Source organism: Brevibacterium casei CIP 102111 (assembly GCF_900169275.1).
Classification (GTDB): domain Bacteria; phylum Actinomycetota; class Actinomycetes; order Actinomycetales; family Brevibacteriaceae; genus Brevibacterium; species Brevibacterium casei.
In genome coordinates this window covers 1-24,504 of record NZ_FXZC01000011.1, presented here as the reverse complement: position 1 = coordinate 24,504, position 24,504 = coordinate 1, and the positions used below count along the sequence as shown (strand labels likewise).

Genomic DNA, 24,504 nt, shown 5'->3' with positions numbered 1-24,504 from the left:
TCAGTCAAGGCAGAACTCATTGCCTTCGGGGTCGGCCATGACGATGAAGCCGGTCTCCATCGGCGGGGCCGGGTCGAACCGCTCGAGCCGAGTCGCACCGAGTCGCTCGAGGCGAGCGCATTCGGCTTCGAGCGCTTCCATCCGCTCGCTGCCCTGGAGTCCCGGAGCGGCACGGACATCGAGGTGGACGCGGTTCTTCACCGTCTTGTCCTCGGGCACCGTCTGGAAGAAGACGCGCGGTCCGCGCCCGGCGGGATCCTCGATCGCCGCGCGCATGTCTTCGGGTCGCATCTCCACGCCGAGTGAGTCGAGGAAGGTCTTCCACGCGGCGAAGGGATCATCGCCGTCGGCAAGGGTGACTCCGGGCGGGCCGGGAATGACGTACCCGAGCACCTCGGCCCAGAACCGGGCGAGCAGGATCGGATCATGGCTGTCGACGGTGATCTGCACGGAACGGCTCATCGTCTCTCCTCATCGAGATCGGGCGGCACGCCTCTCGCGTGCCATCACCTCCGAGGCTAGACGACGACCCTGACACGGGTGCGGGGGGGCATCCGCTCGTCAGGACCACCACCTCGGCGGATGGCCAACTCCACTTGCTTCTGCGTACCATCGCAGAGGCCGTCGCCATCGACTGACTGGAGGAATGCGTGCACACGCAGGACCGTGAACTGACCATGCACATCGGACACGACGAGATCGTCATCCGTCAGCGCTACCAGATGCTCAGCATCACCAACGACGTGCTCATCGGCCTCTGGTTCCTCATCGGCAGCTTCATGTTCTTCTCCGACGAGCTCATGTTCGCCGGCACATGCCTCTTCGTCCTCGGCAGCATCGAGATGCTCATCCGCCCGGTCATCCGCTTCGCCCGTCACATCCACCTGCAGAAGTACCGCGGCCCCGGCTCGCTCGCCACCGACTCGTCGTTCGACTACTGAACCCAGGCTCTCGCCACACCATGGCAGGCGAGCGCCGCGACCACCATCATCGGTGCCCCCACCGCCCTTTCGGCGTGGGAGAGGGCGTGACCGGTCGCTGCCAGCTCGCGCTCGGCGAACCGTGCCCCGGGAAGCATGAAGGGGACCGCGGTGAGGACCCCCGCCGTGTACCGCCTCAGCACCACCGAGGCCGCCACATGCGACCACACGTGGAGGTCGAGCCCGGCGAGCGTTCGGCGATAGAAGCGCGAACGCCCGTTCGTCACCGCGCCCCGCACACACGCGGTCGCGACGACGGCGCCCATGAGCCCGATCGCCACCGCCGACTGCCGTGCGGAGATGCGCAGCCAATCCGCTCCCGGCTCCTCGGCCAAGCGGGAGGTCGTCACGGGTAACGCGATGAGCTCTTCGAGGTCGTGGATCGCCCACGCCGCGAAGAGTGTCACGGGACCTCGTGCTCTCACAGCGGAACCACCATGCTCATGGCCGGTTTCGCCGCTCGGTGAGTCTGCCCGCTTCGAGGCGTACGACCCGGTGCGCCGTTCCCGCCCACCGTTCGTCGTGGGTCGCAGCCAGCACAGCGCCTCCCCCACGAAGGAAGCCCGCGATGAGACCGGTGAGCCTGCTCATGTCCCCATCATCCCTGCCCTGGGTGGGCTCGTCGAGGAGAAGGATCGGCGGGGCCGTGACGAGCAATGACGCAATGACGACGTCCTTGCGTCGGGCAGTCCCCAGGTCGAAGGGGTGGGTCCCGGCAACGCCGGCGAGTCCGGTGGACTCCAGCGCCGAGGCGACCGCCTCCTCCCGTTGCCTGCGCACCGCCTCCCGGTCGCGGCGTCGGTGCGGTGGCAGCGGAGCCGCTCGCAGAAGTTCATCGCGCACGGTGGCACCCGACAGCTGGGCTCCCGGGTCCTGGCCGACCCACCCGAGATGGGCGGCCCTCATATGCGTCGGCAGTTCCGTGAGCGCGATGTCCTCGCCGAAGTGGTGCTCCGTCATCGCGCCCGTGACCGCTGCCCCGGGTTCGAGCAGACCGAGCAGCGCCCTGAGCATCGTCGACTTGCCTGCGCCGTTGGCGCCCATGAGGGCGACGAACTCTCCGGGATGGAGGTCGAAGTCGAGACCGTCGAGCACCGAACCGCCTCTGCGCTCGACCCGGAGTCCGCTGACCGAGAGCACAGGCCGGATGGTCGCTCCCGGTTCCACCGGTACTGCCTCTGCCGTATCTGTCTCATTCGGCCATGGCTTCGCCTGCGCGGACCCAGCCGGCTCCGGCTCGACCCGCTCTGGATTCGTCGACCCACCAGCTGGTGTGATCGTGGGGAGAGCGCTCCAGACGCCGTGAGAAGCCAGCGCATGCGGGGTCACTTCTGTCGGCTCGAGCGTCGCTGCGATGCGTCCGTTGCTGAGGAGGCTGATCGCCTTGCAGGCGGCGACCACCTCGTCGAACTGGTGGCCGGTGACAAGCACGGTGCCGCCGCTGGCGCGATGGTCCTCCAGCGCCGAGACGAGACCGGCCCGCATCATGGGGTCGAGGGAGAGCCCCGGCTGGTCGAGGACGAGGAGCGCCGGTTCCAGGGCGAGAAGACCGGCCAGGGCGACGAGCTGTCGCTGCCCTCCAGAGAGCGTCTCGAGTCGACGGTCCCACAGCGCGCCGACACCGAGCGACACCAGTGCCCGTTGCGCGGCAGCCCGTGCTGTCGCCGGGTCACGTCCGCGCAGGCGGCTCGGCAGTTGGACCTCGTCCCCGACCCGGCTGGCCATCCCGCTCAGCTGCGCCTCGGGGTCGTCGCCGAGCATGACGGCGTCTTCGACGGCGCGTGCCTCACCGTGGACCGTGCCCCGGTCGGCGAGCAGCCCGACGGCCAACCGACACAGTGTCGACGTTCCGGAGTTCTGTGGGCCGAGCACCGCATGCATCTCACCGGGGCCGAGGCGCAGGTCGAGACCTGCCAGGACCGGACGGTCGACGCCGCGGCAGGTGACGTCGACTCCGCTGAGGTCGAGCACGTTCATCGCAGTCCTCCGAGCATCTCTTCGGCACCTGGAAGGGGAAGCAGACCGATCACGGAGAGGACGATGAGGATGAGCGTGAGGACGGGACCGCCTCGGCGAAGGAGGCGTTGCCAATGACTGTCCGAATGGTCCTGGAGGGACACGGAATGGTCGGAGGCCGCGAATCCGCGCTGGTCGAGGACCTCGTGTCGTTGGTCGACGGTGACGAGGAGGGACGTGAACAGTCCGGTGACGATGCCGGGCAGCAGGCGGACGCGCACGGACCAGCGGTCGACAGCCCAGCCGCGGGCAGCGCGGGCGTCGAGGACCGTTCGGACCCGGCCACGAACGAGAGGGATGAGGTTGAGCGAGGACGCGCACACGTAGGCGATCGACGCCGGCAGGCCCAGGGCGATGAGACCGTCGAAGAGTCTCGCCGCATCGCTGCCGAGGCCGATGACCGCGCACAGGGCGACAAGCGCCGTCACCCGCAGCCAGAGTTGGACGGCGATCGCGAGCCCTTCGACACTCAACCGCACGGGTCCGGCCTGCCAGAGCACATGGACCTCGGCGCCGGGGTAGAACAGGCCCTGGACGAGGCCGACGACGATGAGCATCGGCACGCACAGGGCGGCGACAGTCGCCGCCCACGTCGTGACTTTCACGGTCGGCGAGGCCACTGCCGCGACAGCGGACCCGACGAGGACGATGAGCGGGATGACCGGGGACGGAATCCCGAACACGAGCACGAGCGCGCATCCGAGGACGATGATCTCGGTGGCCGGGTGCAGGCGCCGGGATCCCGTCTCAGTCAGAGCCGACGAGCTCATTCAGCGCTGGTCAGCGGCGCGGGCACGGCGTGAGAGGCTGTGGCCGGTGAAGGGATAGCGGTCGAGGATCCGCCTGGGCAGGGAACGGACGATGACGTAGGCGAGAGCGAAGATGATCGCCTTGTCGAGCACATCGGAGAAGAGGCTCTGGGCGATGGTCGCGGCGAGCATCTCCTGGCCCGTGGCCTGGAGGATGGCGACGACGCTCCCCGTGCCCGTCCCGAGTCCGCCGCCGAAGACGTAGGCGGCGACCGGGGCGGCGAGGGCCGCGGTGGGCACACCGGCGATCGCTCCGGCCAGGACGGCGAACCATGGAGTGCGGAAGGCGCCGAGCCGGGCGGCCCATCCGGCGGCGGCACCGATGAAGGCGGCTCCGGTGGTGAAGGCGATGACGCTGGGGTTGAGGGTGACTCCCCAGATGAGGTTCGAGAGGATTCCGGTGAAGGCCCCTGCGGCAGGACCGGCGAGGACGCCGATCATCACGGTGCCGATGGAGTCGAGGTAGAGCGGGATCGTGGTCATCGTGCCGACGATCTGGCCGATGACGATGTTGAGGGCGATCGCGACGGGGATGAGTGCGAGGGTGCTGCGGGGAATGAGCGGCAGGGTGCCTGCCGCGAGGAGGCCGCCGCCGACGAGGTAGCCGACCATGACCCACAGAGTGGTGTGGCCGAGATCGATGCCGAGGTTCGCAGGCTGGGTGAGGAGAACGGCGAGGTAGGTCGTGACGATGACGAGCGTGCCGAGGAGCGTGAGGGTGAGCGCGAGTGCGGGGATGCGGGTTTGTCCGGGACCAGTCGGTGCGGCTGGCCCCTGCCCAGAGAGGCTACGTGTTGGGCTGTGGTCGATCATGGTGCGGTCCTTCCTTGAGGGTGGCGCCGAGGTGGTCGAGGAAGGCGTCGGCATCGATCGTGCGGATGATCTCGACGTTCGGGTCCCTCCCCCACCGCCCCAGCCAATCGGCGACGGTTTCGCCTCGTGTGAGTGTACCGGTGAGTTCGACGTCGACCGGCGCCGTCGCTGTCGTGGCCCAGGGCAGGTTGTCTGCCGGCTGGTCGGGGGTGCGTGCCCACGCGAGGGCGCACGCGAGGACGAAGGGGTCGTGGATATGGGCGAGGTAGCCGAGTCCGTCCCAGTCGTGGAATTCGAAGTAGAACCGCAGAGCCTCGCTCATCTGCTCCAGCCACGCCTGCCAGATCGGGTCGGCATCGGTGTCGAGGATGCCGGCGAGGCGCTCGGGGGTCATCGCCACGGCTTCGGTCGCTTCGATCGGGGCGATGACGGGCAGCGCCAGGTCGGGGTCCTCGCTGCGGGCACGGTCGAACGAGGCGAGGACTGTCGCCAGCGCTTCGGGGTCGAAGGTGACGTTCCATTCGGTCGTCGGGTGCGTGTTGCCGCGGTAGTTGAAGGCCCCGCCCATGATGAACAGGCGCCGAAGAAGGTGAGGCAGGCGGGGTTCGATCGCGAGGGCGAGCGCGAGGTTCGTCGAGGGGCCGATGACGACGCCGATGAGCCGCCCGGGGTGGGCCCGCGCGGCATCGACCCAGGCCTGCGCCGCGGAGGTGGCGCTTAATGGCACCGTCGGTTCCGGCAGAGTGGCGTACCCGGCACCGGTCTGGCCGTGGGTGAGGTCCGCGTACTCGATGTCGGCGGTGTCGGGCTCCCCCACCGCCGATCCGGATGGAATCTGTGTGGCCGCTGATCTCTGGCGAGCCAGCGGCAGGGCATCGCCCGCGTGGACGGGGATGTCGTCGCGTCCGGCGAGCGTGAGCCATCTCCGCGTGTTCTCGACGACCTGCGCGGTGGGAACGTTCCCGCCCGAGGCGGCGATGCCGACGACATCGATGTCGTCCTGACAGAGCAGGTAGCCGAGGGCGATTGCATCGTCGATGCCGGGGTCACAGTCGAGGAAGAGCGGCAGTATCATGCGTCCATTCTGCCGGACCGCTCAAAGGCACTGGCTTCTCAGAACGGAGCGCGGACGCCGGGTTCCTCCGGTGGCTCCGTGTACCATCCCGGAGGCTCGGGGTTCCACGACTCCGCTCCCCAGCCCGGTCCAGTCGGTGTGGTCCAGCGTGGAGGTCGCTTGCCCCGCTGCCAGTTTCCGCACGGCTGGGTGGAGCCTCGCCGAACATATTGGCAGCAGAGATAGATCGCTGCCGGTGTCGGGGCGTCGACTCGTCCACGCCCGAACGGGTATTCGTCCTCCGCGAAACCGCCGATGTCGGCGTATCCGGCGTCACCGTCCATGCCGGGGAATCCGACTCCGTCGTCGTACCCAGCGGTGTCGATGTACGCACGCCGGTCCGACCAGACGAACTGATCGACGGTTCGGCCCGTCTTCACGTGGCTGTATCCGATGCCGCGTCCATCCCCTCTCGGGTCAGCGAACACTCCGATGTCGGTCAGCTCATCGGCATCCAACCGGCCGCCGATGTTCGCGGCGAAGATGCCCCGAGCCAGCAGCGGCCGTGGCGCGAAAGTGAAGACTTCGCGGAACAATTGACAGTCGCAGTGCTCTGCTCCCATTCCCCGCAGTCGCGGGATCAGTGCGGTGGCCCTCGGTGCCGTCTGCTCCCGGAAGCGCTCGGCGAAGCGATGGGTATCGTCGCACCCGAACTCTCCGAGCTGTCGATGGACGAAGCAGACGACGCATTCCCCCGGCAGGGGGTTGAACCGAGACTCTGAATCGTCGTCGTAGTGTTGCCTGATCTCTGGGTTCTCCGTGATGTTGTCCATGACCTCACGTTGCCATCCGGCACTGACATGAGAGAGATTCAGGTCTCAGGGAGTTTCGAGTCGCGTCCGATTCTCCTTCCCCCGTATGCGATTGCTCGAGCCGCCCGCACCGGCCGCTGCCCCGGACAGCGCACCGGCCGCTGCCCCGGACAGCGCATCGGGCGCGGTCCCCGCGCGATCTGAGGAACCGGCGTCGACGACCACCGCCGCTCCATACACTGAGGAGATGACCATCCTCGTCATCGGCGAAGCCCTCATCGACATCGTCACCACCCCGGATGCCGCCGACCGGTACGCCCCGGGAGGGGCGCCGGCGAACGTCGCCCTCGGCCTCGGCCGCCTCGGCGACGAGGTCGCCCTGCTCACCGACGTCGGGGACGACTTCCACGGCGGCTTCGTCCTCGCGCACCTGCGCGCCTCGAACGTCACGGTCCACGCCACTCCACGCGGGGCGACGTCGACGGCACGGGCCGTGCTCTCGGCCGACGGCTCAGCCGAGTACGATTTCCATCTGCGCTGGGCACCCGACCCCTCGCCGATCACCGGCGGGGCCTGGGACGCCGTCCACATCGGGTCGATCGCAGCCTTCCTCCAGCCGGGCGCCGCAACGATCGACAGCCTCCTCGACGACCGCGGGGACGAGACGGCGCTGATCACCTTCGACCCGAACATCCGCCCCTCCATCATCGGCGACCGGGCAGCGGCCCTGCCCCGATTCGAGGAACTCGCCGCCAGAGTCGATGTCGTCAAGCTCAGCGACGTCGACGCCGAATGGCTCTACCCGGACCGCACCCACGAGGAGAGGATCGCACACATCCTCGACCTCGGGGCGGGACTCGTCGCCCTCACCCGCGGCGGGGACGAGGCGATCCTCGCGACCGCCTCGGCGACGGTGCACGTCCCCGCGCGGCGGGCCGACGTCGTCGACACGATCGGGGCCGGGGACACATTCATGGTCTCCCTCCTCCACGATCTCTGCAGGGCGACGGGCGCGCCGGCCGAACTCGACCGCGAGGAGCTCACCCGCCTCGGCGAGAACGCGGTGGGGCTTGCCGCGATCACGGTCAGCCGTGCGGGCGCGGACCTGCCGTGGAAGCGAGAGGTCGAGGACCGGCGGGGCAGCGAGTCGGTCTGAGCCTCCGCCTCACTCCCCCACAGCGGACACGAAGGCACGCCGGAGGACCTCGGAGGCACGCGGCCGCGCCGGATCAGGGCGCGGCGTGCCGAGATGGACCTCGCGCAGCTCGTCGATGAGGTCGGCGACGAGGTCGGGCGAGTCTGCGAGGATGCGCGCGCGGATCGTCAGCTCGGGGCTCGTCTCCCTGTGGCTCATCCCCCACGCGCCGAGGGCCACCATGACGGGCACGGTCTGGATCCCCGCCTCGGTGAGGGTGTAGGTGACGCGCTGCCCGCGAGGAGCATCGCCGCGGGTGAGCAGCCCTTCGGCGACGAGGCGCCGGAGCCGGTCGGCGAGGATATTCGAGGCGATGCCCTCATTGTTCTGCGTGAGCAGCTCGCGGAAGTGCCGCCGATCGCCGAAGACGATGTCGCGGAGGACGATGAGGCTCCACGCGTCGCCGAGCACCTCGACGGCGGCATTGATCGCACACCCCGACCGCGGTTGTCTGGCCACTTTCCCTCCCTCAGGTGATTGCACTTTGCAAGTGCATCATCCTACGCTGGACCCACAACCCCCGCCAACCGCTTGAGGAGCAATGATGGTCCGTACACGCGTGCACAATCTCTTCGTCTCACTCGACGGCTTTGCCGCCGGTGATTATGTCACCTTCGACGAGCCGATCGGCGGGGCCCGGGCGCTCTTCTCCCGCTTCGACGGGCGAGTCATCGACGGCGTCCAGGGCGCACCCGACGCGCCGGTCACCGTCGACCGGGCGCTGTTCAGCATGTGGGGTCAGGGCATCGGGGCCGAGATCATGGGCCGGAGGAAGTTCGGACCGCAGACGGGACCGTGGCCCGACGACGGATGGCGCGGCTGGTGGGGCGAGCAACCGCCCTTCCGCACGCCCTGCTTCATCCTCACCCATCACCCCCGGGAGCCGATGGAGTTCGCCAACGGCACCGTATTCCACTTCGTCGACGCCTCCCCCGCCGAGGCGCTCGAGATGGCGAAGACCGCCGCCGAGGGACTCGATGTCCGGCTCGGCGGCGGTCCGACCTCGGTCAAAGAATTCCTCGACGCCGACCTCATCGACTTCATCCACACCGTGACCGTGCCGGTCGTCCTCGGCACGGGCGTGCGGTTATGGGAGAACCCCGAGGTGCTGGACGACCGGTTCAGTCTCGAATCGGTGAGCACGGAGAGCGGGCTCACCCACCGGCTGTGCAATCGGATCAGCTGAGCGCCTCGGCGACGGGAACCGATCCGTCGTAGAAGTTCACCGTCTCGCGCACGGCGGCGTCCTCGGCGATGACGAAGGTGATGACGTCGGCGACGAGTTCGCGGGAGGTCACGCCCTGCCCTTCGGCCGGGGCCCGGCCGTCGATGTCGCCGCGCTCATCGGCGCGCACGATCTCGCCCGCCGACGGGTCGAGCGTGAGCCGGCCGGGACCGAGGATCGTGTAGTCGAGGGAGCTCTCCCGCAGGTACGCGTCGGCGCCGTGCTTGGCCTCGACGTAGGGGTAGAAGGAGTTCGACGGGTCGATGCGGTCGAGGTCGATGCCGACGGTGGCGTAGGAGACCATGACGAAGCGCTTGACTCCGGCTTTCTCGGCGGCGTCGACGGCCCGCTTCGCCGCCTCATAGTCGACGGCCTTCGTCCGTTCGGGGCTTCCTCCCCCGGCGCCCGCGGAGAAGACGATGGCCTTGGCCCCGGCGAACACCTCGGCGAGGGCATCGACGTCAGCGGTCTCGATGTCGAGGACGACCGGATGGGCGTCGGCGGCTTCGACGTCGGCGGCCTGATCGGGGTTGCGGATGACGGAGTCGACGGCGAAGCCCGCGGCGGTGAGCTTCGGGGCTGCGAGCAGGGCGACCTTGCCGTGTCCGCCGAGGATGACGACGCGATCTGGATCCGACATGTGCTTCTCCTTCGTTGACGATCGGTGATGCCCACAACAGCCGCAAGCGGCGTTGATTTATTCCCTCGCCGAGGCGGCAGGACCGGTCCGTGGCTCGCGCGGTCCGATGGTCCGTCGGCTGCGTACGCCCGGTTCGGGGCGATTCGACCCTGACAACCGCGTGTCGGCAGAGCACAATGGGACCATGACCATCAACGAGCTGTTCGCCGACTTCGCCCAGCGTCCCATCGATGCGGCCAAGGGCCTCCCGACCCTCACGCCCGAAGAGCTCAACGCCCATCCGGGCTCCCACCCCAACTCGGTCGCCTGGCTGCTCTGGCACATCGGCCGCGAGGTCGACGCTCAGCTCTCCGACCTCACGGGGAACCCGCAGGTCTGGGAGCACTACCGCGACCGATTCGACCTCGGAAAGATCGGTGACACGGTCGGCTACGGGCACACTCCGGGGCAGGCGGCGGAGATCGTCGTCAACGATCAGGGTCTGCTCGTCGACTACCTCAGTGCCGCCCTGCGTGCACTCATCGACTATGCCAACGGACTCTCGGCGGACGACTTCGACGCCGTCATCGACGACAGCTGGAATCCGCCGGTGACGCGCGGGGTGCGGCTCGTCTCGATCGTCGACGACGCGGCTCAGCACATCGGTCAGGCGGCGTACGCCGCCGGCCAGCTCCACTGACGACGGTCGGTTGCCGGCTCAGCCCATGGCGGCTCAGCCCATGCCGAAGAGGGTGGGAATCGCGATCGGTCCGGCTCCGAAGACGGCGATGACCGAAGCCATGGTGAGCAGGAAGAGGTCGTACTCCCACCCGTTGTCGGCGGCCCAGTACCTGCTGTGCCACCGGAAGTTCTGCATCGTGATGGTGATGAGCATGAGGACGACGACGCCGATGCCCGCCCACTGCGCGAGCACACCGGTGGCGAAGGAGAGCGCTGCGGCGAATTCGGCCAATGGCACGAACCAGGCGAGCGGGAGCGGGAGTCCGTCGTTCTTCGCAAACGCTCTGACGTCCTTGAGCTTGAGCAGGGACTCGTGGAAGAAGGTGAAGGCGAGCACTGCGCGGACGAGGAGGAGAACGACACCGACGACCAGTGCCGGGACTTCGATCATGGGAAGGTGCCTTTCTGCTCTGGACTCTTCCTGGGCTGACCCGACCGAGTGTACTCGTGCCCTCGGGCGCCGAACGGGCGTCCTCAGAGCTCGGCGGTCTCGCCCATCACCGTCGTCCGATCCGGGGGCAGGTGGAGGACCTGGGTGCGGTTGGCCGAGGCCTTCTCAAGCGTGCGGAAGAGACTCTTCTGCCAGCGCGGCATACCGGTGCCGCTGCCGGGTTCGATGCGGAAGACGGAGATGACGTACATCGCCGACTTGGGATCGAAGTCGAGTTCCGGTGTCCTGCCGACCGCCTGCCGCAGGGCACTCGGGACGTCTTGGGAGTCGTTGAACCCGATGCTGTAGAGGATATGGACGATCCCGTCGTCGGAACGACCGAGGTCCGAGACGAGGACCCGCTGATCGTGTGGGACGTGGGGAACGCCGAGGTTCTTGATCGTGACGATGACGACGTGTTCGTGGAGGACGTGGTTGCATTCCACGTTGGAGCGCAGCGCCAGCGGGGCGGTGCCGGGGTTGCCGTGCGGGTAGACGGCTACCCCGGGCACGCGAAGGACTGGCGCGCGGCCGATCTCGTCGACGAAGTCCTCGATCGGGCCCTCCATCTCGGCTCGTCGGCCGAACATCAGCGCCGAGCCCTTCTTCCACGTGAGCATGATCGTGACCAGGACTGCGGCGATGGCCAGCGGCAGCCAGCCGCCGGCGGCGGCGATCTTGACGACGTTGGCGGAGAAGAGGGCGAACTCGACGCCGCCGATCGTCAGGCCCGTGAGGACGACCCACGGCAGTCTCCACTTCCACACCTCGAGGACGAGGAGGAGGAAGAGCGAGAGCTCGAGGAGGAGGGTGGCGGTCACCGCGAGACCGTACGCGGAGGCGAGCGCCTGCGAGGACCGGAAGGACAGCACGAGCGCGAGCACACCGACGAAGAGGATGGCGTTGACTGCGGGCACGTAGATCTGGCCGCTCTCCTGCCGGGAGGTCTGGATGACCTTGAGACGAGGCAGCAGGGAGAGACGTGTCGCCTGACGGGAGACGGAGAACGCTCCGGAGATCACGGCCTGGGAGGCGATGATCGTCGCGGCGGTGGCGAGGATGACGAGCGGCATCTGCGCCCAGCCGGGGGCGAGCCGGAAGAACGGATTCTCGATCGTCGTGGGGTCGGCGAGGATCATCGCCCCCTGCCCGAAGTAGTTGAGGATGAGCGCGGGGAAGATGATGCTCAGCCAGGCGATGACGATCGGGCGTCGCCCGAAGTGCCCCATGTCCGCGTAGAGCGCTTCGACACCGGTGACGGCGAGGACGACGGCGCCGGCGGCGATGAAGGCGATGATCGGGCGGTCGACGGCGAAGTCGACGGCATAGGTCGGCGAGAGGGCCCGGAGGATCGTCGGGTTGGCGAAGATCTGCGGTGTGCCGAGCAGGGCGAGGACGAGGAACCAGATGAGCATGATCGGTCCGAAGGCTCGCCCGATGGAACCGGTCCCCCAGCGCTGCACGGCGAAGAGGCTGGTGAGGATGACGACGGCGATCGGCACCACCCAGGGGCCGAGGTCGCTGCTGACGACATGGAGGCCTTCGACGGCGCTGAGCACGGACACGGCCGGAGTGATGAGGGAGTCGCCGTAGAAGAGTGCGGCACCGATGATCGCGAGCACCATGACGACCTTGACCCGCGACGACGTCGACCCGAGCTTCCGCTTGATGAGCGCGGCCAGTGAGAGGATCCCGCCCTCGCCGTTGTTGTCAGCGCGGAGGATGAAGCCGAGGTAGGCGACGGTGACGATGAGGGTGAGACACCAGAAGACCATGGAGACGACGCCGAGGACGTCTTGCTCGGTCGGGGCCACCTCGTTGTGGTGGATGCTGAAGACCGTCTGCAGGGCGTAGAGCGGAGACGTGCCGATGTCGCCGAAGACGATGCCGAGCGCGCCGAGCATGAGCGCGGGCAGAGGCGTCGTGTGGCGCGGGTGATCACGCGGCTCCTCCAAATCGGGCAGAGCCTGCGCTCGAGGACTCGCGGGGTCCCCTCCGGAATCGCCTCCCACGAGGAGTGATCCTTGCACTCTCCCCCGCGGTTTTCAATGGTTGGTCACATTCGGGCCCGCACTGCAACCCGACTGTGCTGTCTTCGTCATAGTGCGCGGGCTTCGATGACGAAGAGCCCCTGTGTTCCGTCGAAGGGCGTGCGCTGCCAGTCGCCGTGATGGAAATCTCCGCTCATCCCAGAACCGCCGCCTTCGCTCAACCTTTCCACTCGCGCCTGAGCAGACCGAACACCCACGAGTCGGAGACGACGCCGTCGACGATGCAGTCCTCGCGCAGGGTTCCCTCCCTCCGGAAGCCGAGCTTCTCGAGCACCCGCGCCGAGGCTGCATTGCGGGTGTCGGCTTCCGCCTGCACTCGATTGAGGTCGAAGGCTTCGAAGGCCCAGCTCAGCACCGCTCTGGCGGCTTCGGTCGCGTATCCGTGCCCCCAGGACTCCTCGGTGAAGCAGTAGCCGAGCGATCCGCTGCGGAAGTCAGGGTTGAAGCTGTTGAAGGTGCACCAGCCGATGAACGATGGGTCCTCGGCACGCTCGACGGCCACACGTGCACCGGTGCCCTCATCGGCCATCGTCTGACAGCCGGCCAGGAACCGGTCGATCATCGTCCGGTCCCTCCACGGCGGCGAATCCCAGAATTCGAGGACCCGCGCATCGGACTGAAGCGCGAACAGGTCGTCGGAATCGTCACGAGTGAAGGGGCGCAGGCGCAGGCGTTCGGTCACCAACGTCGGTGTCAGCACAGGCATGACCTCATCGTGCCACATGCGGCCAGGCGACCGCCCTTGTGCATTGCCGCCGCCTGGCATAGGTTGGGCGGCACCACCACGGCAAGCGCGCTTGCATGATCAGGCCGAGGGCCACCTCGGCGAGAAGTCCGGTGCATCGGCACCGGCGACGGAAGGAACGAGATGACCGATTCGACGCAGACCACCACCTCCGACGACGACCGCCAGCCGAAACCGGACCCGGCGGAGAACAACGCCTACTTCCCCTCCCCGTACTCGCTGTCCCAGTACACGGCGGACCGCACGGACTTCGATGGGCTGAGCACTGATGAGAAGTACACGGGCGGGCGGTGGAAGGTCCTCGTCATCGCCACCGACGAGCGCTACATGCTCATGCAGAACGAGACGTTCTTCTCCACCGGCAACCATCCCGTGGAGACGCTTTTGCCCCTCCACCACATCGCCGAGGCGGGCTACGGCATCGACATCGCCACCGTCAGCGGTGAGCCCGGGAAGTTCGAATGGTGGGCGTATCCCAAGGACGACGAAGCGGTGGGCTCAGCGTGGAAGGCGACGAAGGAGCAGTTCAAGGACCCGAAGAGGCTCGCCGAGGTCATCGAGCAGGGGCTCGACGACTACGCCGCGATCTTCATCCCCGGTGGGCACGGGGCGATGAACGGGATCCCCGACAGCGCCGTCCTCGGTGAGGCGCTCGACTACTTCCTCGACAACGACCGGCTCATCATCACCCTCTGCCACGGACCGGCGGGACTCCTCGCCTCCGGAGTCGGGCGGGATGAGAACCCGTTCTCCGGGTACCGGATCGTCGCGTTCCCCGATTCGCTCGATCAGGGAGCGAACATCGACATCGGATACCTGCCAGGGAAGATGCCGTGGGCGCTCGGCGAAGCCCTGGAGAAGGCGGGCATCGTCGTCGAGAACACGGAGATGACGGGCGCGACGACCCGCGACCGGAACCTCCTCACCGGCGACAGCCCGCTCGCGGCCAACCAGTTGGGCAAGGACTCCGTGCAGGCGCTGCTCGAGAAGTTCGGGAGCTGAGGGCGCGGCGGTTCGCTCTGTGATCGGCGCCGGCGACGACAGCCCGGGCCGGCACGAGGTGCCTGTCCGGGCTGTCAGTGAGTTCAGGGCCGAAATGTCACCGAGGACTGGGCTGGGCGGCGGCGGTCAGGACCGGGTCTGTTCGCCGCTCTCCGGGAGCTGGTCGATCCCGTCGTCCTCCTCGTCTCCCCTCAGCGGCGGGCACCACACGAGGACGACGACGATGCCGATGAGGATGACAGATGTGAGCGCGAACGGCACCGGGATGAGCGGGTCGATGAGCACGAGGAGGCCGCCGACGGGCACTGCGACGTTGACGATCCGGTCGGCGTTCGGCCGGATCGCGAGCGCCCACACTCCGAGGATGAATACGGCGATGGGAATCGTGTAGGCGAACGAGGCGAAGGGCGGCTCGAGTTCGCTGTGATCGGTGATCACCGCGATCTCGGCTTCGATGCCGGCGGAGAAGGCGCCCGCTGCGGCGAAAATGAAGTAGTGGCCGTAACCGTAGGCGAGCGAGTTGCGCAGGCCCCTGATCGAACGGTGGTGCGGCGGCCAGAAGTAGATCCACCACAGAGCGGCCGTGGCGACGAGTGTGAGCACGGCCATGGAGATGAGCGGGCCGAGTGCATCGGCGTCCTGGATGGCCTCGATGATGGCGTTCGCCGACGCGAGCAGGCTCTCGCCGAGGAGGATGAGGGTGAAGAGCCCGTAGCGCTCGGTGATGTGGTGCGGGTGCCAGGGGGTGAGTCCAGCACGTTCGGCGATGACGGGGACAGCGACCTCGGCGAGGATGAGGATGGGCATGGCGATGAGGAATCCGTTGCCGGGCAGAAGCAGGGTGAGCAGCCAGAGCACCTGGACGATGCTCACCCCGATCGCATAGATCCGGCACGTGCTGCGTGCCGAAGGAGCCGACAAGGAGGCGCGGGTCCACTGGGCGACGAGGGCGAGGCGCATGACGACGTAGGCGATGATGACGACGGTGAAGTTGTGCTCTTCGAAGACGAGGCCGATACCTGCGGCGAGGACGAGCACACCGCCCATCTGGACGATCGTCAACAGTCGGTAGAGCCAGTCGTCGGTGTCGAACGACGTGGCGAACCACGTGAAGTTCATCCACGCCCACCAGATGCCGAAGAAGACGATGAGATAGTCGAGGATCCCGTCGGCCACGTGGCCCTCGGACAGCGCTTCGGCGAGTCTCACCGAGGCGATGGAGACCGCGACGACGAAGACGAGGTCGAAGAAGAGCTCGAGAGTCGAAGCCGAGCGGTAGGGTTCGTTGGGGTCGCGTGGGCGCATGGGGACCAGGCGGGACCGTGTCAAGGGCGTCGTAGTCGCTGTCATGGCGACGATCATAGCCCCCTGCGGCTACTTTCGATACAGGATCACCGAAGATCGATACATTACGAGAGCCGAGGTGCACTCCGACCCGCTCCTCGATCCGGGCCGAGGCTTATGGGAGTGTCACCACGGTGCCCCGACGGCGAGGGCGAAGACGACGACGGAGACCGTGGCGAACGCCAGCAGGCTCACGCCCATGACCGGGCCGACCAGCTGACTCGTCTGTGCCTCGCTGGTCCGCAGGCGGGGCAGGAGGAGAAGGAGGGCTGCCGCCTCGGCGAGGGGCGCATGGGAAGTGAGCTTGCCGATTGGTGTCGGGATCGGAAGCCGCAATAGACTGGCGGTGCGCTCCGGGCACGGAGCGATCCGATGCCGGTGTCGGTGAGCAGACACCTTGCTCTGGTCGCCGTTCCCACCGGTCGGTCAGACGACGGAAGGATCCGATCGATGTCGACTCAGTACGCATTCTCCAGCCCATCCCGTTACGTCCAGGGCAAGAACGCCCTCGCCGAGCTTCCCACCTACCTCGAGCCGCTGGGCTCGAAACCGCTCCTCATCGCCGATGACACGGTGTGGGGGCTCGTTGAGAAGACGTTCGAGTCGAGCTTCGCCGAGGCGGGACTCGATGTCGTGCGCGAATCGTTCAGCGGGTTCGCGACCCCGGAGACCATCGATGGCCTCGTCTCGACGATCGAGTCGGGCGGCCACGACGTCATCGTCGGGCTCGGCGGAGGGTCCGCGATCGACTCAGCGAAGGCTGCCGGGCACAAGGCCGGCATCAAGTGGGCCTCGATTCCCACGGCCGCCTCCTCAGACGCACCGACGTCCGGCCTGTCGGTCGTCTACACGGCAGAAGGCGAGTTCCTCGAGTACCGGTTCTTCCACAAGAATCCCGACCTCGTCCTCATCGACACCCAGCTCGTCGCCAACGCCCCGGCGAACTTCCTCGTCGCCGGCATCGGCGATGCGCTGGCCACGTGGGTCGAGGCGAGGGCGACGGCGCGCGGAACCGGCGAGACGATGTCCGGCGGACGGCCGACCCAGGCTGGTACGGCACTGGCTCACCTGAGCTGGGAGATCCTTCACGAGAACGCCTTCGCCGCCCTCGACGCGGTGAAGGCGAAGACCGTGACGCCGGCGCTCGAGGCTGTCGTCGAAGCCAACACCCTGCTGTCGGGCCTCGGCTTCGAGGCCGGTGGGCTCGCTGCCGCACATGCGATCCACGATGGGCTCACCGCGGCTCCGCAGACGCATGGCCTCGCGCACGGGCAGAAGGTCAACGTCGGCACCCTCGCGCAGCTGATCATGGAAGGCGCCGACAGCGACGAGATCGAGGACTTCATCGAGTTCACGACCCGTGTCGGTCTGCCCAACACCCTCACCGAGGTGGGGCTCTCCCCCGATGACGTGAAGGAGCTGCAGGCGGTGGCGAAGGCCGCGACGGTGCCCGAGGAGACGATCCACAACATGCCGTTCCCGGTGACCCCGGAGATGGTCGTCGATGCGCTGCGCGCGGTCGAAGCCGTCTCGCGCAGGGTCCGTGCCGAGCGCGGACTGCCCGAGCCGAAGAAGTACGAGGCGAAGGGGCACTGAGGGGGCTGAGGCGGTTGGCCGGCTGGGTGGTTCGGCTAGTCGGCGGGGTCCGGTAGGGCAGGGCTGGTTGGTCGGGCCCGGGGCCGTAGCTGATGCGGCGTCGGGCCCGTGGCCTGCAGGGTTGGCGGCCCAGCCACCGGTCCTGCGAGACTGGGGCGCGTGGTACCCGGCACCGTCAACGAACTCTCCGCGCACGATCGGATGATCCTCGACTTCGAGCGCTCGCAGCCGTCGACGGCGGCACGCCTGAGACTGTGCCAGCACATCGACCTTCCTGTCGAGCGTTACCCTGCGGTGCTCGAGGGACTCGCCGACACGGACGCCGCGTACTGCTACGCCCCTGCCGTCGTCGATCGGATCCGGCGCCTCCGGGCGGAGCGGTTCGCGTTCGAGCGGCAGAAGCGCCGGTGGAGGTCGTTCCTGCCGTAGCCGGGGCCCCGCCTGCAGCCGGATCGCCCGAGGGCCCGACCCGTCGGCCCCATCAGCGGATCAGTCGAACGTCGGCCGGAGATCGTCGGCGATCGAGTCGAAGTTGGCCGGTATGACCTTCCATCGGTCACGGTCGGTGTCTTCGAACGTCACCTCAAACCTGCCCGATTCACGGTCGAACTGCAGGAGCAGACCGACGGGCAGCGCCTCCCCCGCCCGATACCTGTCGTCGGTGAACTCCTTGACTGCCGACCTGAGCTCATACGGTGATGCGGTCACCCCGGTGTCGATGCCCTCCGCATCGAAGACGAATCCGAGGGCGCTGTTGACCTTCTCGTCGTCGAAGCCGAGGACCATTGACAGCGACGTCCACTCCTCGGGCGCCTGCTGCAAGTTGTCAGTGAGGGCACGGATGAGTGCGGTCGCGCTGTCGGACATGAGAGGCTCCTTGCGGGTGGTGGATGCGGATCGAGTTCAGTCTTCCGCAGAAGCAATCTGGAAGGACGCGCACCATTGCTAGCCGTAGTGCTTACTTCTTTGCACGCTTCAGACGGTGGAAATTCGCATGGCTGACTCTGACTCCCACCCAATCGTCATAGGTCGAGCGCCAGATATGCGGTCCGCATTTCGTCAGTGACATCGTCACCGAGAGTGCGAATCTGCGACAACGACGGCTGCTTCCCGTTGGTGTGCGCGCTGTACCGGGCAATGGCGTCAACGTCGGCGGCGGCGACCTCGCGACCGAGCATGAGGTCAAACGACCCCGCCGCGAATATCAGGAAGATGGCTGTATCGAAGTTGAAACTCCGGAATGGACTGAACTTTGCCGAGACACCGGCCGATCGCGAGCCCATTGCCTTGACCTGGATACGCACGCCGGTAGGTGTCGTGACGTCGTGTGACTTGGTCGAGTTCGGCTCAAGCACGCCGCCGCGAGCCCGAAGAACGATCTGCTCCGCGATGTCACCCAAAGGTTTGTTACTCGTGCGGACAAGGCCTCGCCGTTTGAATTCGGCAACGATACCAGCCTCGAGCCTGAGAAGTGATCGCACCCCCATCCGGGTGAGGTCGATCTCCGGATCTTCTGACTGGCTGCTCATTCTCACACCTTATTGGACCTTAAATCGACCACGTCCCGATACATACCAACCTCTCGTGATTGCTCACCATGCGCGACCGCGCAGGTCGACCGAACCCCCCGGCCAAGCGGCGACCTCAACCTCGACCGGGAGGATCAGCAAGGGCTGCCCGGGCGGGTCTTGGCTCGGCCGGCCTGACCTATCGATCGAACGCTCGGCAGCAGAAATCCGAGTCCAGCCGCACGAGGTGTAGAACGAGACCACTTCTTCGCGACAGCCGAGATAACCGAAAGCGATGCCGCGGGCCGTCTTCATCGACTGCGCAGCACTGGCCATGAGCCGACTCCCGACGCGCTCACGCCTCACAACATCCGAGATCAGCACACCCCCGACACCAGCTATCTCGACCTCGCCGTCGCCGACGCTTACCCTCCGTCTCGACCAGCCGACATGACCGACAATTTCGCTGTTGATCTGCGCGATGACATGAACAGCATGCGGCGCATATCCGTAAGGCATGTCGGGATCCCACTCGCCGAAGTCGTCCAGGTACACGGCGTCGAAGAGCCGGCGTAGCCCTACGAAGTCGCTCGGGGTCAGCTCGGCGTGCGCGATGACATTGATCGCAATGTCCCGCACGCGCTACGCAACCCGCAGCGGGGTGATCGCCGCGATTTGCTCGCCCGCGGCGTCCTCCGCACGATCCAATTCGTAGTGGCTCTGCAGATTGATCCAGAACTCCGGAGACGTCCCGAAATACTTCGCGAGCCGCAATGCGGTATCCGCCGTGATCCCACGCTTGCCGTGCACGATCTCGTTGATCCGGCGCGGCGGCACTCCGATCGACACGGCGAGCTTATTCTGGGTGATCCCGAACCCTTCGATGAAGTCCTCCATGAGGACCTCACCTGGGTGGATCGGTTCGATCTTGTCAGTGGTAGTCAACGATCTCCACCTCCTCTGGTCCGGCGTCCGTCCATACGAAACAGATCCGCCACTGGTCGTTGATCCTGATGCTGTGCTGCCCGGCGCGATCACCCTTGAGCGCTTCGAGCCGGTTGCCCGGCGGAACGCTGAGGTCCTCGAGCACCTCAGCTGAGCCCACCTGACGAAGCTTGCGCAATGCGACCCGATGAATCCTCGGATCGATCGACCGCACGCGCTCACGACGCCAGAGCCGTTCGGTCTCCTTGCTCCCGAACGATCTGATCACACGAGCAGTATATAACGCGACCCGTCAATAACGCTAGACGTTAAACCGGAACTCCACCACGTTCCGTAGCCGAATAACCTTTGACGTAGACTGACTCCATGAGTGCTGAGCCTCGGCGGGCCGCCGTCTACCTGCGGATCTCTCAGGATCGCGAGAACCGTCGCCTGGGTGTGGACCGCCACAGGGAGGACGCCGAGGCGCTCATCAAGGCTAGAGGATGGACTCCAGCAGGGGTCTACGAGGACAACGACATCTCCGGTACGGGCACGAAGCGCCCCGCCTTCGAACGCCTGCTCGCCGACATCGAGCGAGGGCTGATCGACGTCGTCGTCGCACAGGAATGGCCCCGCCTGGAACGGAACCGCGCGGACGGGGTGCGCATCATCGAGACAGCGCAGCGTCACGAGATACTCCTGACCTTTGTCAAGGGCTCCGACATCGACTGCACCACCGCGGCGGGGCGCCTCAGCGCAGACCTCTTCTCAGCCATCGCACGCAGCGAGATCGCGGTCAAAGGCGAAAGACAAAGTCGTGCCCAACGGCAGCGTGCAGAGCAGGGGCGCCCGCCGAAAGGCGTACGCCCACTTGGCTACACCCTCAAGGGAGAGGTCATCGCCCATGAGGCGCAGGCAGTCGCGGCCATCTATCAGGCATTCACTGCCGGAGCCTCCCTACGGGCGATCGCAGCGGCGCTCTCCGGCAAGACCGGCCCCGACATCCCCAGCGTGCCACCACTCCCCCGCCACACCCGAACCCTCGCTCTAGAGCGCAATGAGAAGCGAGCCGCGGACGGACTGCCTCCACGACCAGTACCAGAAGATGGAGACTGGCCTCCGTCGACCGTCCTCGGCATCCTTCGAAACGCGCGATATGCCGGCTACTCGACGTACTCTCCAGCCTCCGTGAAGCCTGACGGCGGGAAGCGACGCTCATGGCGCGGCACCATCTTGCGCACTGACACTGGAGAGCCCGTGCGCAGCCAGTGGGACCCCGTGGTTCCAGAGGCCACCTGGTGGGCAGTTCAGGACCGCCTCGACGATCCAAGCCGCGTAACGAACCGCGCTGGCACCGACCGCCGCCATCTCGGGTCCGGCCTGTACCTCTGCGGCTGGAAAGACCCGGCCACCGGGGAGGTATGCGGCAAGCCACTGCGTGCACACGGCCTGCGATACCGGTGCGAGGGGCATGTGATGCGGTTGCGCGAGCACATCGACTCATACGTGGTCGAGACAATCCGCGCGCGCCTTGCACGACCGGACCTCAGTGGCGTCGTCGCAGCGCCGGACAACCCGCGCCTTCGGGTCATCTCCGACGAGATCACGACACATCGGGGCAGGATCGCCAGAGCGCAGTCCGACTACGACGCGGAGATCATCGAGGGGCGCGACCTCAAGCGCATCCGCGACAAGGCCGAGGCGGCCATCACCGCGCTCGACGCCGAGCGGTCTCGCCTATCAGCGGGAACCGGGCTCAACACCGTCCTTGACTCAACCGATCCAGTTGCGGCATTTGATGGTGCTGACCTTGGCACTCGACGATCGGTGATTCGAGCACTCTGCACGGTGCACGTCCACGCGCACCCTCGAGGGCGGAAGGGATTCAATCCCAGCACCGTGACGATCACACCGAGAGCGCAGGCCTGATACCGAGGAGCCTCTCCCGAACTTCAGCGGCGACACGCAACGGCGCGTGCCACATAATTTTTGCGCTTCATTGGAGCCATGAAAGCCCTGGTGAATTCGAAAGTAACACACCCCAACACCACCGCAAGCAAGCTTCTGACCAGGAGTGATGCTTGCTCCACCCCTCAGGACGAGGTAACCTGAGAGGGCAAGAAGGAGAGAGCTTGCGGGCCCTTTGGGCCTGCATGAAACATGCCCTATGCCTCTATTTCAATAGAGGCAGAAAGCGCACATCTCATGTCTTCTCCTTCTTCTCGAATCGCGCAGTCGAAACTTGCAAATGCCGTTAAGAATGGCGACAGCGAGTCGACAGTCAAGACGCTGCGCATCAAGTTCGCAGTAGCACGCGCGATCGACGCAGTTGATGCGATTCCAGGCGTCCTAGACCACGAGAGTCATGCCGCGCTCATCAGCGCGATTGACGAGAAGGCCCACACCGCATCGAGGCGTGGCCGACATGGATGAGCAGAGCCGAGCCGCCATCCGCAAAGCGGCCGAGGCCGAGGCAGCGACCTGGCCGGAGCTGAACGACGACCAGCTTCAGGAGCTGCGCGCGCTGCTCTCCCAGACCGCCGTGACCCGCGAGCGACAGGTGGCGGCATGACCACAAGGCCTGCCCTCCTGAGGGCACTCCTCCCCGCTGACGACGGTGGGAGTGAGTGACGTGACGAAGCAACGCGCACGGGGCGTCGACCTGATTCGCGACGGCGTAAGCAAGGAGCGTCTGAAGCAGCGCGGAAGCCGCGCGGTATTCAGCGCCTTGATCTCCACTGCGATGTCCTGGCAGAACAGGGGCTGGACGTACGACATGTGGGTCTCCACCCTACGAGAGCCGCAGAGCCTGCTGTTCCGACAGGTCCAGCTCGACCATCGAAAAATGCCGCGAACTGCACGCGCCGTCACCGCTGACCTACAGAGCGCCTGGACGAAGGCCAAGGGTTACATCGCGGAGAGGCCTTCGTTGACCGGCGCAGACATCCGCAAAGCCGCTCAGGAGCGCCTGGACCAGCTGGACTCGCTAGAGAGATCAGCTTGGCCGCTTGACGACCGCGCGCTGCTTGTTCTCCGCCACGTCCTTGAGACCGCGGCTGAGATCGGAACAACCACACCCGCAATCCCAGTCCGCAACGTGATGACGGCAACCCGCCTACCTAGCGCAATGGCTGCTCAGCGGGCGCTACGACGCCTGGAGGCCGAGGACCTCATCCGCTGTGTGGAACGAGGTCGGCCGGGCCGCGGGAAAAGTAGCGGCCGCGCGTCGATGTTCACCTGGGACACCCCGGGCCTGGCCCGTCTGCTCAGGGTCTCTAGTCAGTGCCCCTACGGGGCCATGAGTAACGAGGAGCACGATTCCCCGCCGGACATGAGTAACGCCGATCGGAGTCCGGCGCGTAACGCGCCGCACGACATGAGTAACGCTGATCGCGATTCGGCCCGTAACGCGGCACACGACATGAGTAACGGCACGACCGAGGAGTACGTCATGGAACCGATCACTATCCGACTGGACGGCGGGGAGGTGGCCACTGTTGAGATCCCTGACGGGCCGGACGCACGAGCGCAGGTGCTCAGCATGCTCAAGGCCGCTGGTGCCGAGATCGAGACAAGTCAGGCGGCTGATGCGACCGTCCTACCGCTTCGCCGTGCGAACTAGGGGACGCCGGCCTCCTACGACAGAAACCTCGTGAAAGGACCTCGAACATGATCCTCCCAGCAGTCATCAATCGATCAGCTGGCGCGTCGCATATCTGGCATGTCGCCGGAACGATTCTCCTTGTCGGTGCCCTCTTCTCGCTGGCATGGGCGCTCTCCCGGGCTGGGATGCTCGACCTCGCCGCCACTGGCTCCGCCTTCTTCATCGTCACCCTCATGCGACAGCTGGGGGTTGGCCTCGCGACTGTTGCTCCACGAGAGTTCGAAGGCAGCGCAAACCTCGTTCGTCAGCTGCAGTCCGATTTTTCTCGCTGGATCGCTACCCGGTCTGTGGTCGCTCATGCGTTGATCGCCATGGCGTACACGGCCGCGTTCCTGCTCTCCCGCGCTGCCCTCAGCGCGATTCTGACGGTCATCGCAAGTCCGTGGGTCGCTCTCGCTGTCGGACTCGCGCTTGCCGCCGCAGTGGCCAGTCCGAGCCTGATCAGCTCTCTCATCGATGTCGCAGGCCGACGTGCAGAGAGCGAAGAGGATGTGGAGGGTAAGGATGTCCCCTGACATTGAGGTTGGAGCAAAGCAAGCGCGAGTATGGCCGCCGGTACTGGCGATCGACCCTGGCAGTCGCGAAACCGGCCTGTGTCTCCGTGTCGGTATCGACGCTCTGGAGGCTGTGACCGTGGAGAAGGACGATCCGACAGGCAATCACGCCGAGAGTGTGCGCTACGCCCGCGAGGTGATCGAGACGGCGAAAGAAATTACTCGACGTAACCGAGATCGACTGAACGATGAGGCTACGCTCCGAGGTGTCGCTCCAGGTGGCCTGCGGCACGCTGTCGAAACCCTTGTCGCACCAACGGGCCAAGCCACGAAGGGGCGGCGGACAGCGGTGTGTCAAGCCCCGGGTTTCGTAGAGGCTCCTATTCTTGGTTTCCTAAGCAGCCGCGGGTTCTGTCCCGGACTGGTTGATCCATTCGGAATGGACCTCGACGGGCGGTCGGTAGTTAATCGCTGAATGC

At 66.5% G+C, this 24,504-nt stretch carries 30 protein-coding genes; 11 read left to right on the top strand and 19 right to left on the bottom strand.

What is annotated here, in order from left to right; all coding sequences use genetic code 11:
* A complete protein-coding gene (locus tag BC102111_RS17080; protein ID WP_009375009.1) occupies positions 1-462 on the bottom strand; it encodes a VOC family protein in 462 nt (153 codons plus the stop codon).
* Between the two features lie 188 nt (positions 463-650).
* On the opposite strand from BC102111_RS17080, the gene BC102111_RS17075 reads away from it, so the two are divergent.
* A complete protein-coding gene (locus tag BC102111_RS17075) occupies positions 651-941 on the top strand; it encodes a YrhK family protein (RefSeq protein ID WP_009375007.1) in 291 nt (96 codons plus the stop codon).
* On the opposite strand, the gene BC102111_RS17070 is transcribed toward BC102111_RS17075, so the two are convergent.
* Genes BC102111_RS17070 through BC102111_RS17045 form a run of 6 tightly spaced genes read right to left on the bottom strand, consistent with a single transcriptional unit; the run spans position 935 to position 6,505 of the window.
* The gene (locus BC102111_RS17070; RefSeq protein ID WP_009375005.1) at positions 935-1,387 is read right to left on the bottom strand and encodes an HXXEE domain-containing protein; all 453 of its coding nucleotides are present in this window, start codon (positions 1,385-1,387) and stop codon (positions 935-937) included. The genes BC102111_RS17075 and BC102111_RS17070 overlap by 7 nt on opposite strands.
* 34 nt (positions 1,388-1,421) lie before the next feature.
* Entirely contained in the window at positions 1,422-2,957 is a 1,536-nt protein-coding gene (locus BC102111_RS17065; protein WP_063250991.1) for an ATP-binding cassette domain-containing protein, read from the bottom strand.
* Positions 2,954-3,766 carry an energy-coupling factor transporter transmembrane component T family protein gene (locus BC102111_RS17060; RefSeq protein WP_009375002.1) on the bottom strand — a complete coding sequence of 271 codons (813 nt, stop codon included), beginning with the start codon at positions 3,764-3,766 and terminating at the stop codon, positions 2,954-2,956. The genes BC102111_RS17065 and BC102111_RS17060 overlap by 4 nt, the downstream gene beginning before the upstream one ends.
* On the bottom strand, positions 3,767-4,618 hold the full coding sequence (locus BC102111_RS17055) for a hypothetical protein (RefSeq protein WP_009374999.1): 852 nt from the start codon (positions 4,616-4,618) through the stop codon (positions 3,767-3,769).
* Positions 4,593-5,693, bottom strand: a complete 1,101-nt coding sequence (locus tag BC102111_RS17050) for a nucleoside hydrolase (RefSeq protein WP_009374997.1) — start codon at positions 5,691-5,693, stop codon at positions 4,593-4,595. Before BC102111_RS17050 ends, BC102111_RS17055 begins: the two co-directional genes overlap by 26 nt.
* A 38-nt stretch (positions 5,694-5,731) precedes the next feature.
* Complete coding sequence (locus tag BC102111_RS17045; protein ID WP_009374995.1) at positions 5,732-6,505, bottom strand: DUF2695 domain-containing protein; 774 nt, start codon at positions 6,503-6,505, stop codon at positions 5,732-5,734.
* 226 nt (positions 6,506-6,731) lie between these two features.
* On the opposite strand from BC102111_RS17045, the gene BC102111_RS17040 reads away from it, so the two are divergent.
* On the top strand, positions 6,732-7,640 hold the full coding sequence (locus BC102111_RS17040) for a carbohydrate kinase family protein (RefSeq protein ID WP_101624925.1): 909 nt from the start codon (positions 6,732-6,734) through the stop codon (positions 7,638-7,640).
* Positions 7,641-7,649: 9 nt separating this feature from the next.
* On the opposite strand, the gene BC102111_RS17035 is transcribed toward BC102111_RS17040, so the two are convergent.
* A complete protein-coding gene (locus tag BC102111_RS17035; protein ID WP_101624924.1) occupies positions 7,650-8,138 on the bottom strand; it encodes a winged helix-turn-helix transcriptional regulator in 489 nt (162 codons plus the stop codon).
* Between the two features lie 85 nt (positions 8,139-8,223).
* Between BC102111_RS17035 and BC102111_RS17030 the strand changes: the two genes are divergently transcribed.
* Positions 8,224-8,865 (top strand): dihydrofolate reductase family protein, encoded by a 642-nt coding sequence (locus BC102111_RS17030; protein ID WP_101624923.1) that lies wholly within the window; start codon positions 8,224-8,226, stop codon positions 8,863-8,865.
* Here the strand turns inward: BC102111_RS17030 and BC102111_RS17025 are convergent.
* Positions 8,858-9,544 (bottom strand): SDR family oxidoreductase, encoded by a 687-nt coding sequence (locus BC102111_RS17025; RefSeq protein ID WP_101624922.1) that lies wholly within the window; start codon positions 9,542-9,544, stop codon positions 8,858-8,860. The genes BC102111_RS17030 and BC102111_RS17025 overlap by 8 nt on opposite strands.
* 184 nt (positions 9,545-9,728) lie before the next feature.
* Here BC102111_RS17025 and BC102111_RS17020 point away from each other — a divergent pair, with 184 nt between their 5' ends.
* The gene (locus BC102111_RS17020) at positions 9,729-10,223 is read left to right on the top strand and encodes a mycothiol transferase (RefSeq protein WP_101624921.1); all 495 of its coding nucleotides are present in this window, start codon (positions 9,729-9,731) and stop codon (positions 10,221-10,223) included.
* A gap of 33 nt (positions 10,224-10,256) precedes the next feature.
* Here the strand turns inward: BC102111_RS17020 and BC102111_RS17015 are convergent, their stop codons facing one another.
* The 3 genes from BC102111_RS17015 to BC102111_RS17005 all read right to left on the bottom strand — a co-directional run bounded on the left by BC102111_RS17015 (position 10,257) and on the right by BC102111_RS17005 (position 13,451).
* Positions 10,257-10,655, bottom strand: a complete 399-nt coding sequence (locus BC102111_RS17015; protein ID WP_101624920.1) for a DoxX family protein — start codon at positions 10,653-10,655, stop codon at positions 10,257-10,259.
* Positions 10,656-10,738: 83 nt separating this feature from the next.
* Entirely contained in the window at positions 10,739-12,649 is a 1,911-nt protein-coding gene (locus tag BC102111_RS17010) for a potassium transporter Kup (RefSeq protein ID WP_257957752.1), read from the bottom strand.
* Between the two features lie 253 nt (positions 12,650-12,902).
* The gene (locus BC102111_RS17005; RefSeq protein WP_180960669.1) at positions 12,903-13,451 is read right to left on the bottom strand and encodes a GNAT family N-acetyltransferase; all 549 of its coding nucleotides are present in this window, start codon (positions 13,449-13,451) and stop codon (positions 12,903-12,905) included.
* A gap of 162 nt (positions 13,452-13,613) precedes the next feature.
* On the opposite strand from BC102111_RS17005, the gene hchA reads away from it, so the two are divergent.
* Positions 13,614-14,492 carry a glyoxalase III HchA gene (hchA, locus tag BC102111_RS17000; protein ID WP_101624917.1) on the top strand — a complete coding sequence of 293 codons (879 nt, stop codon included), beginning with the start codon at positions 13,614-13,616 and terminating at the stop codon, positions 14,490-14,492.
* A gap of 126 nt (positions 14,493-14,618) precedes the next feature.
* On the opposite strand, the gene BC102111_RS16995 is transcribed toward hchA, so the two are convergent.
* Both BC102111_RS16995 and BC102111_RS16990 read right to left on the bottom strand, forming a co-directional pair.
* A complete protein-coding gene (locus BC102111_RS16995) occupies positions 14,619-15,842 on the bottom strand; it encodes a low temperature requirement protein A (RefSeq protein WP_232252571.1) in 1,224 nt (407 codons plus the stop codon).
* A gap of 120 nt (positions 15,843-15,962) precedes the next feature.
* Positions 15,963-16,172 carry a hypothetical protein gene (locus tag BC102111_RS16990; protein WP_101624915.1) on the bottom strand — a complete coding sequence of 70 codons (210 nt, stop codon included), beginning with the start codon at positions 16,170-16,172 and terminating at the stop codon, positions 15,963-15,965.
* Between the two features lie 114 nt (positions 16,173-16,286).
* Between BC102111_RS16990 and BC102111_RS16985 the strand changes: the two genes are divergently transcribed.
* Together BC102111_RS16985 and BC102111_RS16980 are read left to right on the top strand one after the other, a co-directional pair.
* Positions 16,287-17,432 (top strand): glycerol dehydrogenase, encoded by a 1,146-nt coding sequence (locus tag BC102111_RS16985; protein ID WP_101624914.1) that lies wholly within the window; start codon positions 16,287-16,289, stop codon positions 17,430-17,432.
* 159 nt (positions 17,433-17,591) lie between these two features.
* Positions 17,592-17,861: a DUF3263 domain-containing protein gene (locus BC102111_RS16980; RefSeq protein ID WP_095375740.1), complete on the top strand. Its 270-nt coding sequence runs from the start codon at positions 17,592-17,594 to the stop codon at positions 17,859-17,861.
* Between the two features lie 60 nt (positions 17,862-17,921).
* Here BC102111_RS16980 and BC102111_RS16975 read toward each other — a convergent pair whose 3' ends face one another.
* From BC102111_RS16975 to BC102111_RS16955, 5 genes are all read right to left on the bottom strand, one after another.
* A complete protein-coding gene (locus tag BC102111_RS16975; protein WP_101624913.1) occupies positions 17,922-18,299 on the bottom strand; it encodes a hypothetical protein in 378 nt (125 codons plus the stop codon).
* A gap of 155 nt (positions 18,300-18,454) precedes the next feature.
* Positions 18,455-18,961, bottom strand: a complete 507-nt coding sequence (locus BC102111_RS16970; protein ID WP_101624912.1) for a DUF6998 domain-containing protein — start codon at positions 18,959-18,961, stop codon at positions 18,455-18,457.
* A gap of 63 nt (positions 18,962-19,024) precedes the next feature.
* Positions 19,025-19,579, bottom strand: coding sequence for a GNAT family N-acetyltransferase (locus tag BC102111_RS16965; RefSeq protein WP_101624911.1), 555 nt, complete (start codon positions 19,577-19,579; stop codon positions 19,025-19,027).
* A 3-nt stretch (positions 19,580-19,582) separates the two neighbouring features.
* A complete protein-coding gene (locus tag BC102111_RS16960) occupies positions 19,583-19,885 on the bottom strand; it encodes a HigA family addiction module antitoxin (RefSeq protein ID WP_095375736.1) in 303 nt (100 codons plus the stop codon).
* Entirely contained in the window at positions 19,872-20,153 is a 282-nt protein-coding gene (locus BC102111_RS16955) for a type II toxin-antitoxin system RelE/ParE family toxin (RefSeq protein ID WP_101624910.1), read from the bottom strand. The genes BC102111_RS16960 and BC102111_RS16955 overlap by 14 nt, the downstream gene beginning before the upstream one ends.
* 98 nt (positions 20,154-20,251) lie before the next feature.
* On the opposite strand from BC102111_RS16955, the gene BC102111_RS16950 reads away from it, so the two are divergent.
* The 4 genes from BC102111_RS16950 to BC102111_RS16940 all read left to right on the top strand — a co-directional run bounded on the left by BC102111_RS16950 (position 20,252) and on the right by BC102111_RS16940 (position 24,046).
* On the top strand, positions 20,252-21,796 hold the full coding sequence (locus tag BC102111_RS16950) for a recombinase family protein (protein WP_101624909.1): 1,545 nt from the start codon (positions 20,252-20,254) through the stop codon (positions 21,794-21,796).
* A gap of 496 nt (positions 21,797-22,292) precedes the next feature.
* Positions 22,293-22,439: a hypothetical protein gene (locus BC102111_RS17860; protein WP_180960668.1), complete on the top strand. Its 147-nt coding sequence runs from the start codon at positions 22,293-22,295 to the stop codon at positions 22,437-22,439.
* Between the two features lie 60 nt (positions 22,440-22,499).
* Positions 22,500-23,489, top strand: coding sequence for a hypothetical protein (locus BC102111_RS16945; protein WP_146001453.1), 990 nt, complete (start codon positions 22,500-22,502; stop codon positions 23,487-23,489).
* A gap of 47 nt (positions 23,490-23,536) precedes the next feature.
* A complete protein-coding gene (locus tag BC102111_RS16940) occupies positions 23,537-24,046 on the top strand; it encodes a hypothetical protein (protein ID WP_101624907.1) in 510 nt (169 codons plus the stop codon).
* Positions 24,047-24,504 lie beyond the last annotated feature (458 nt).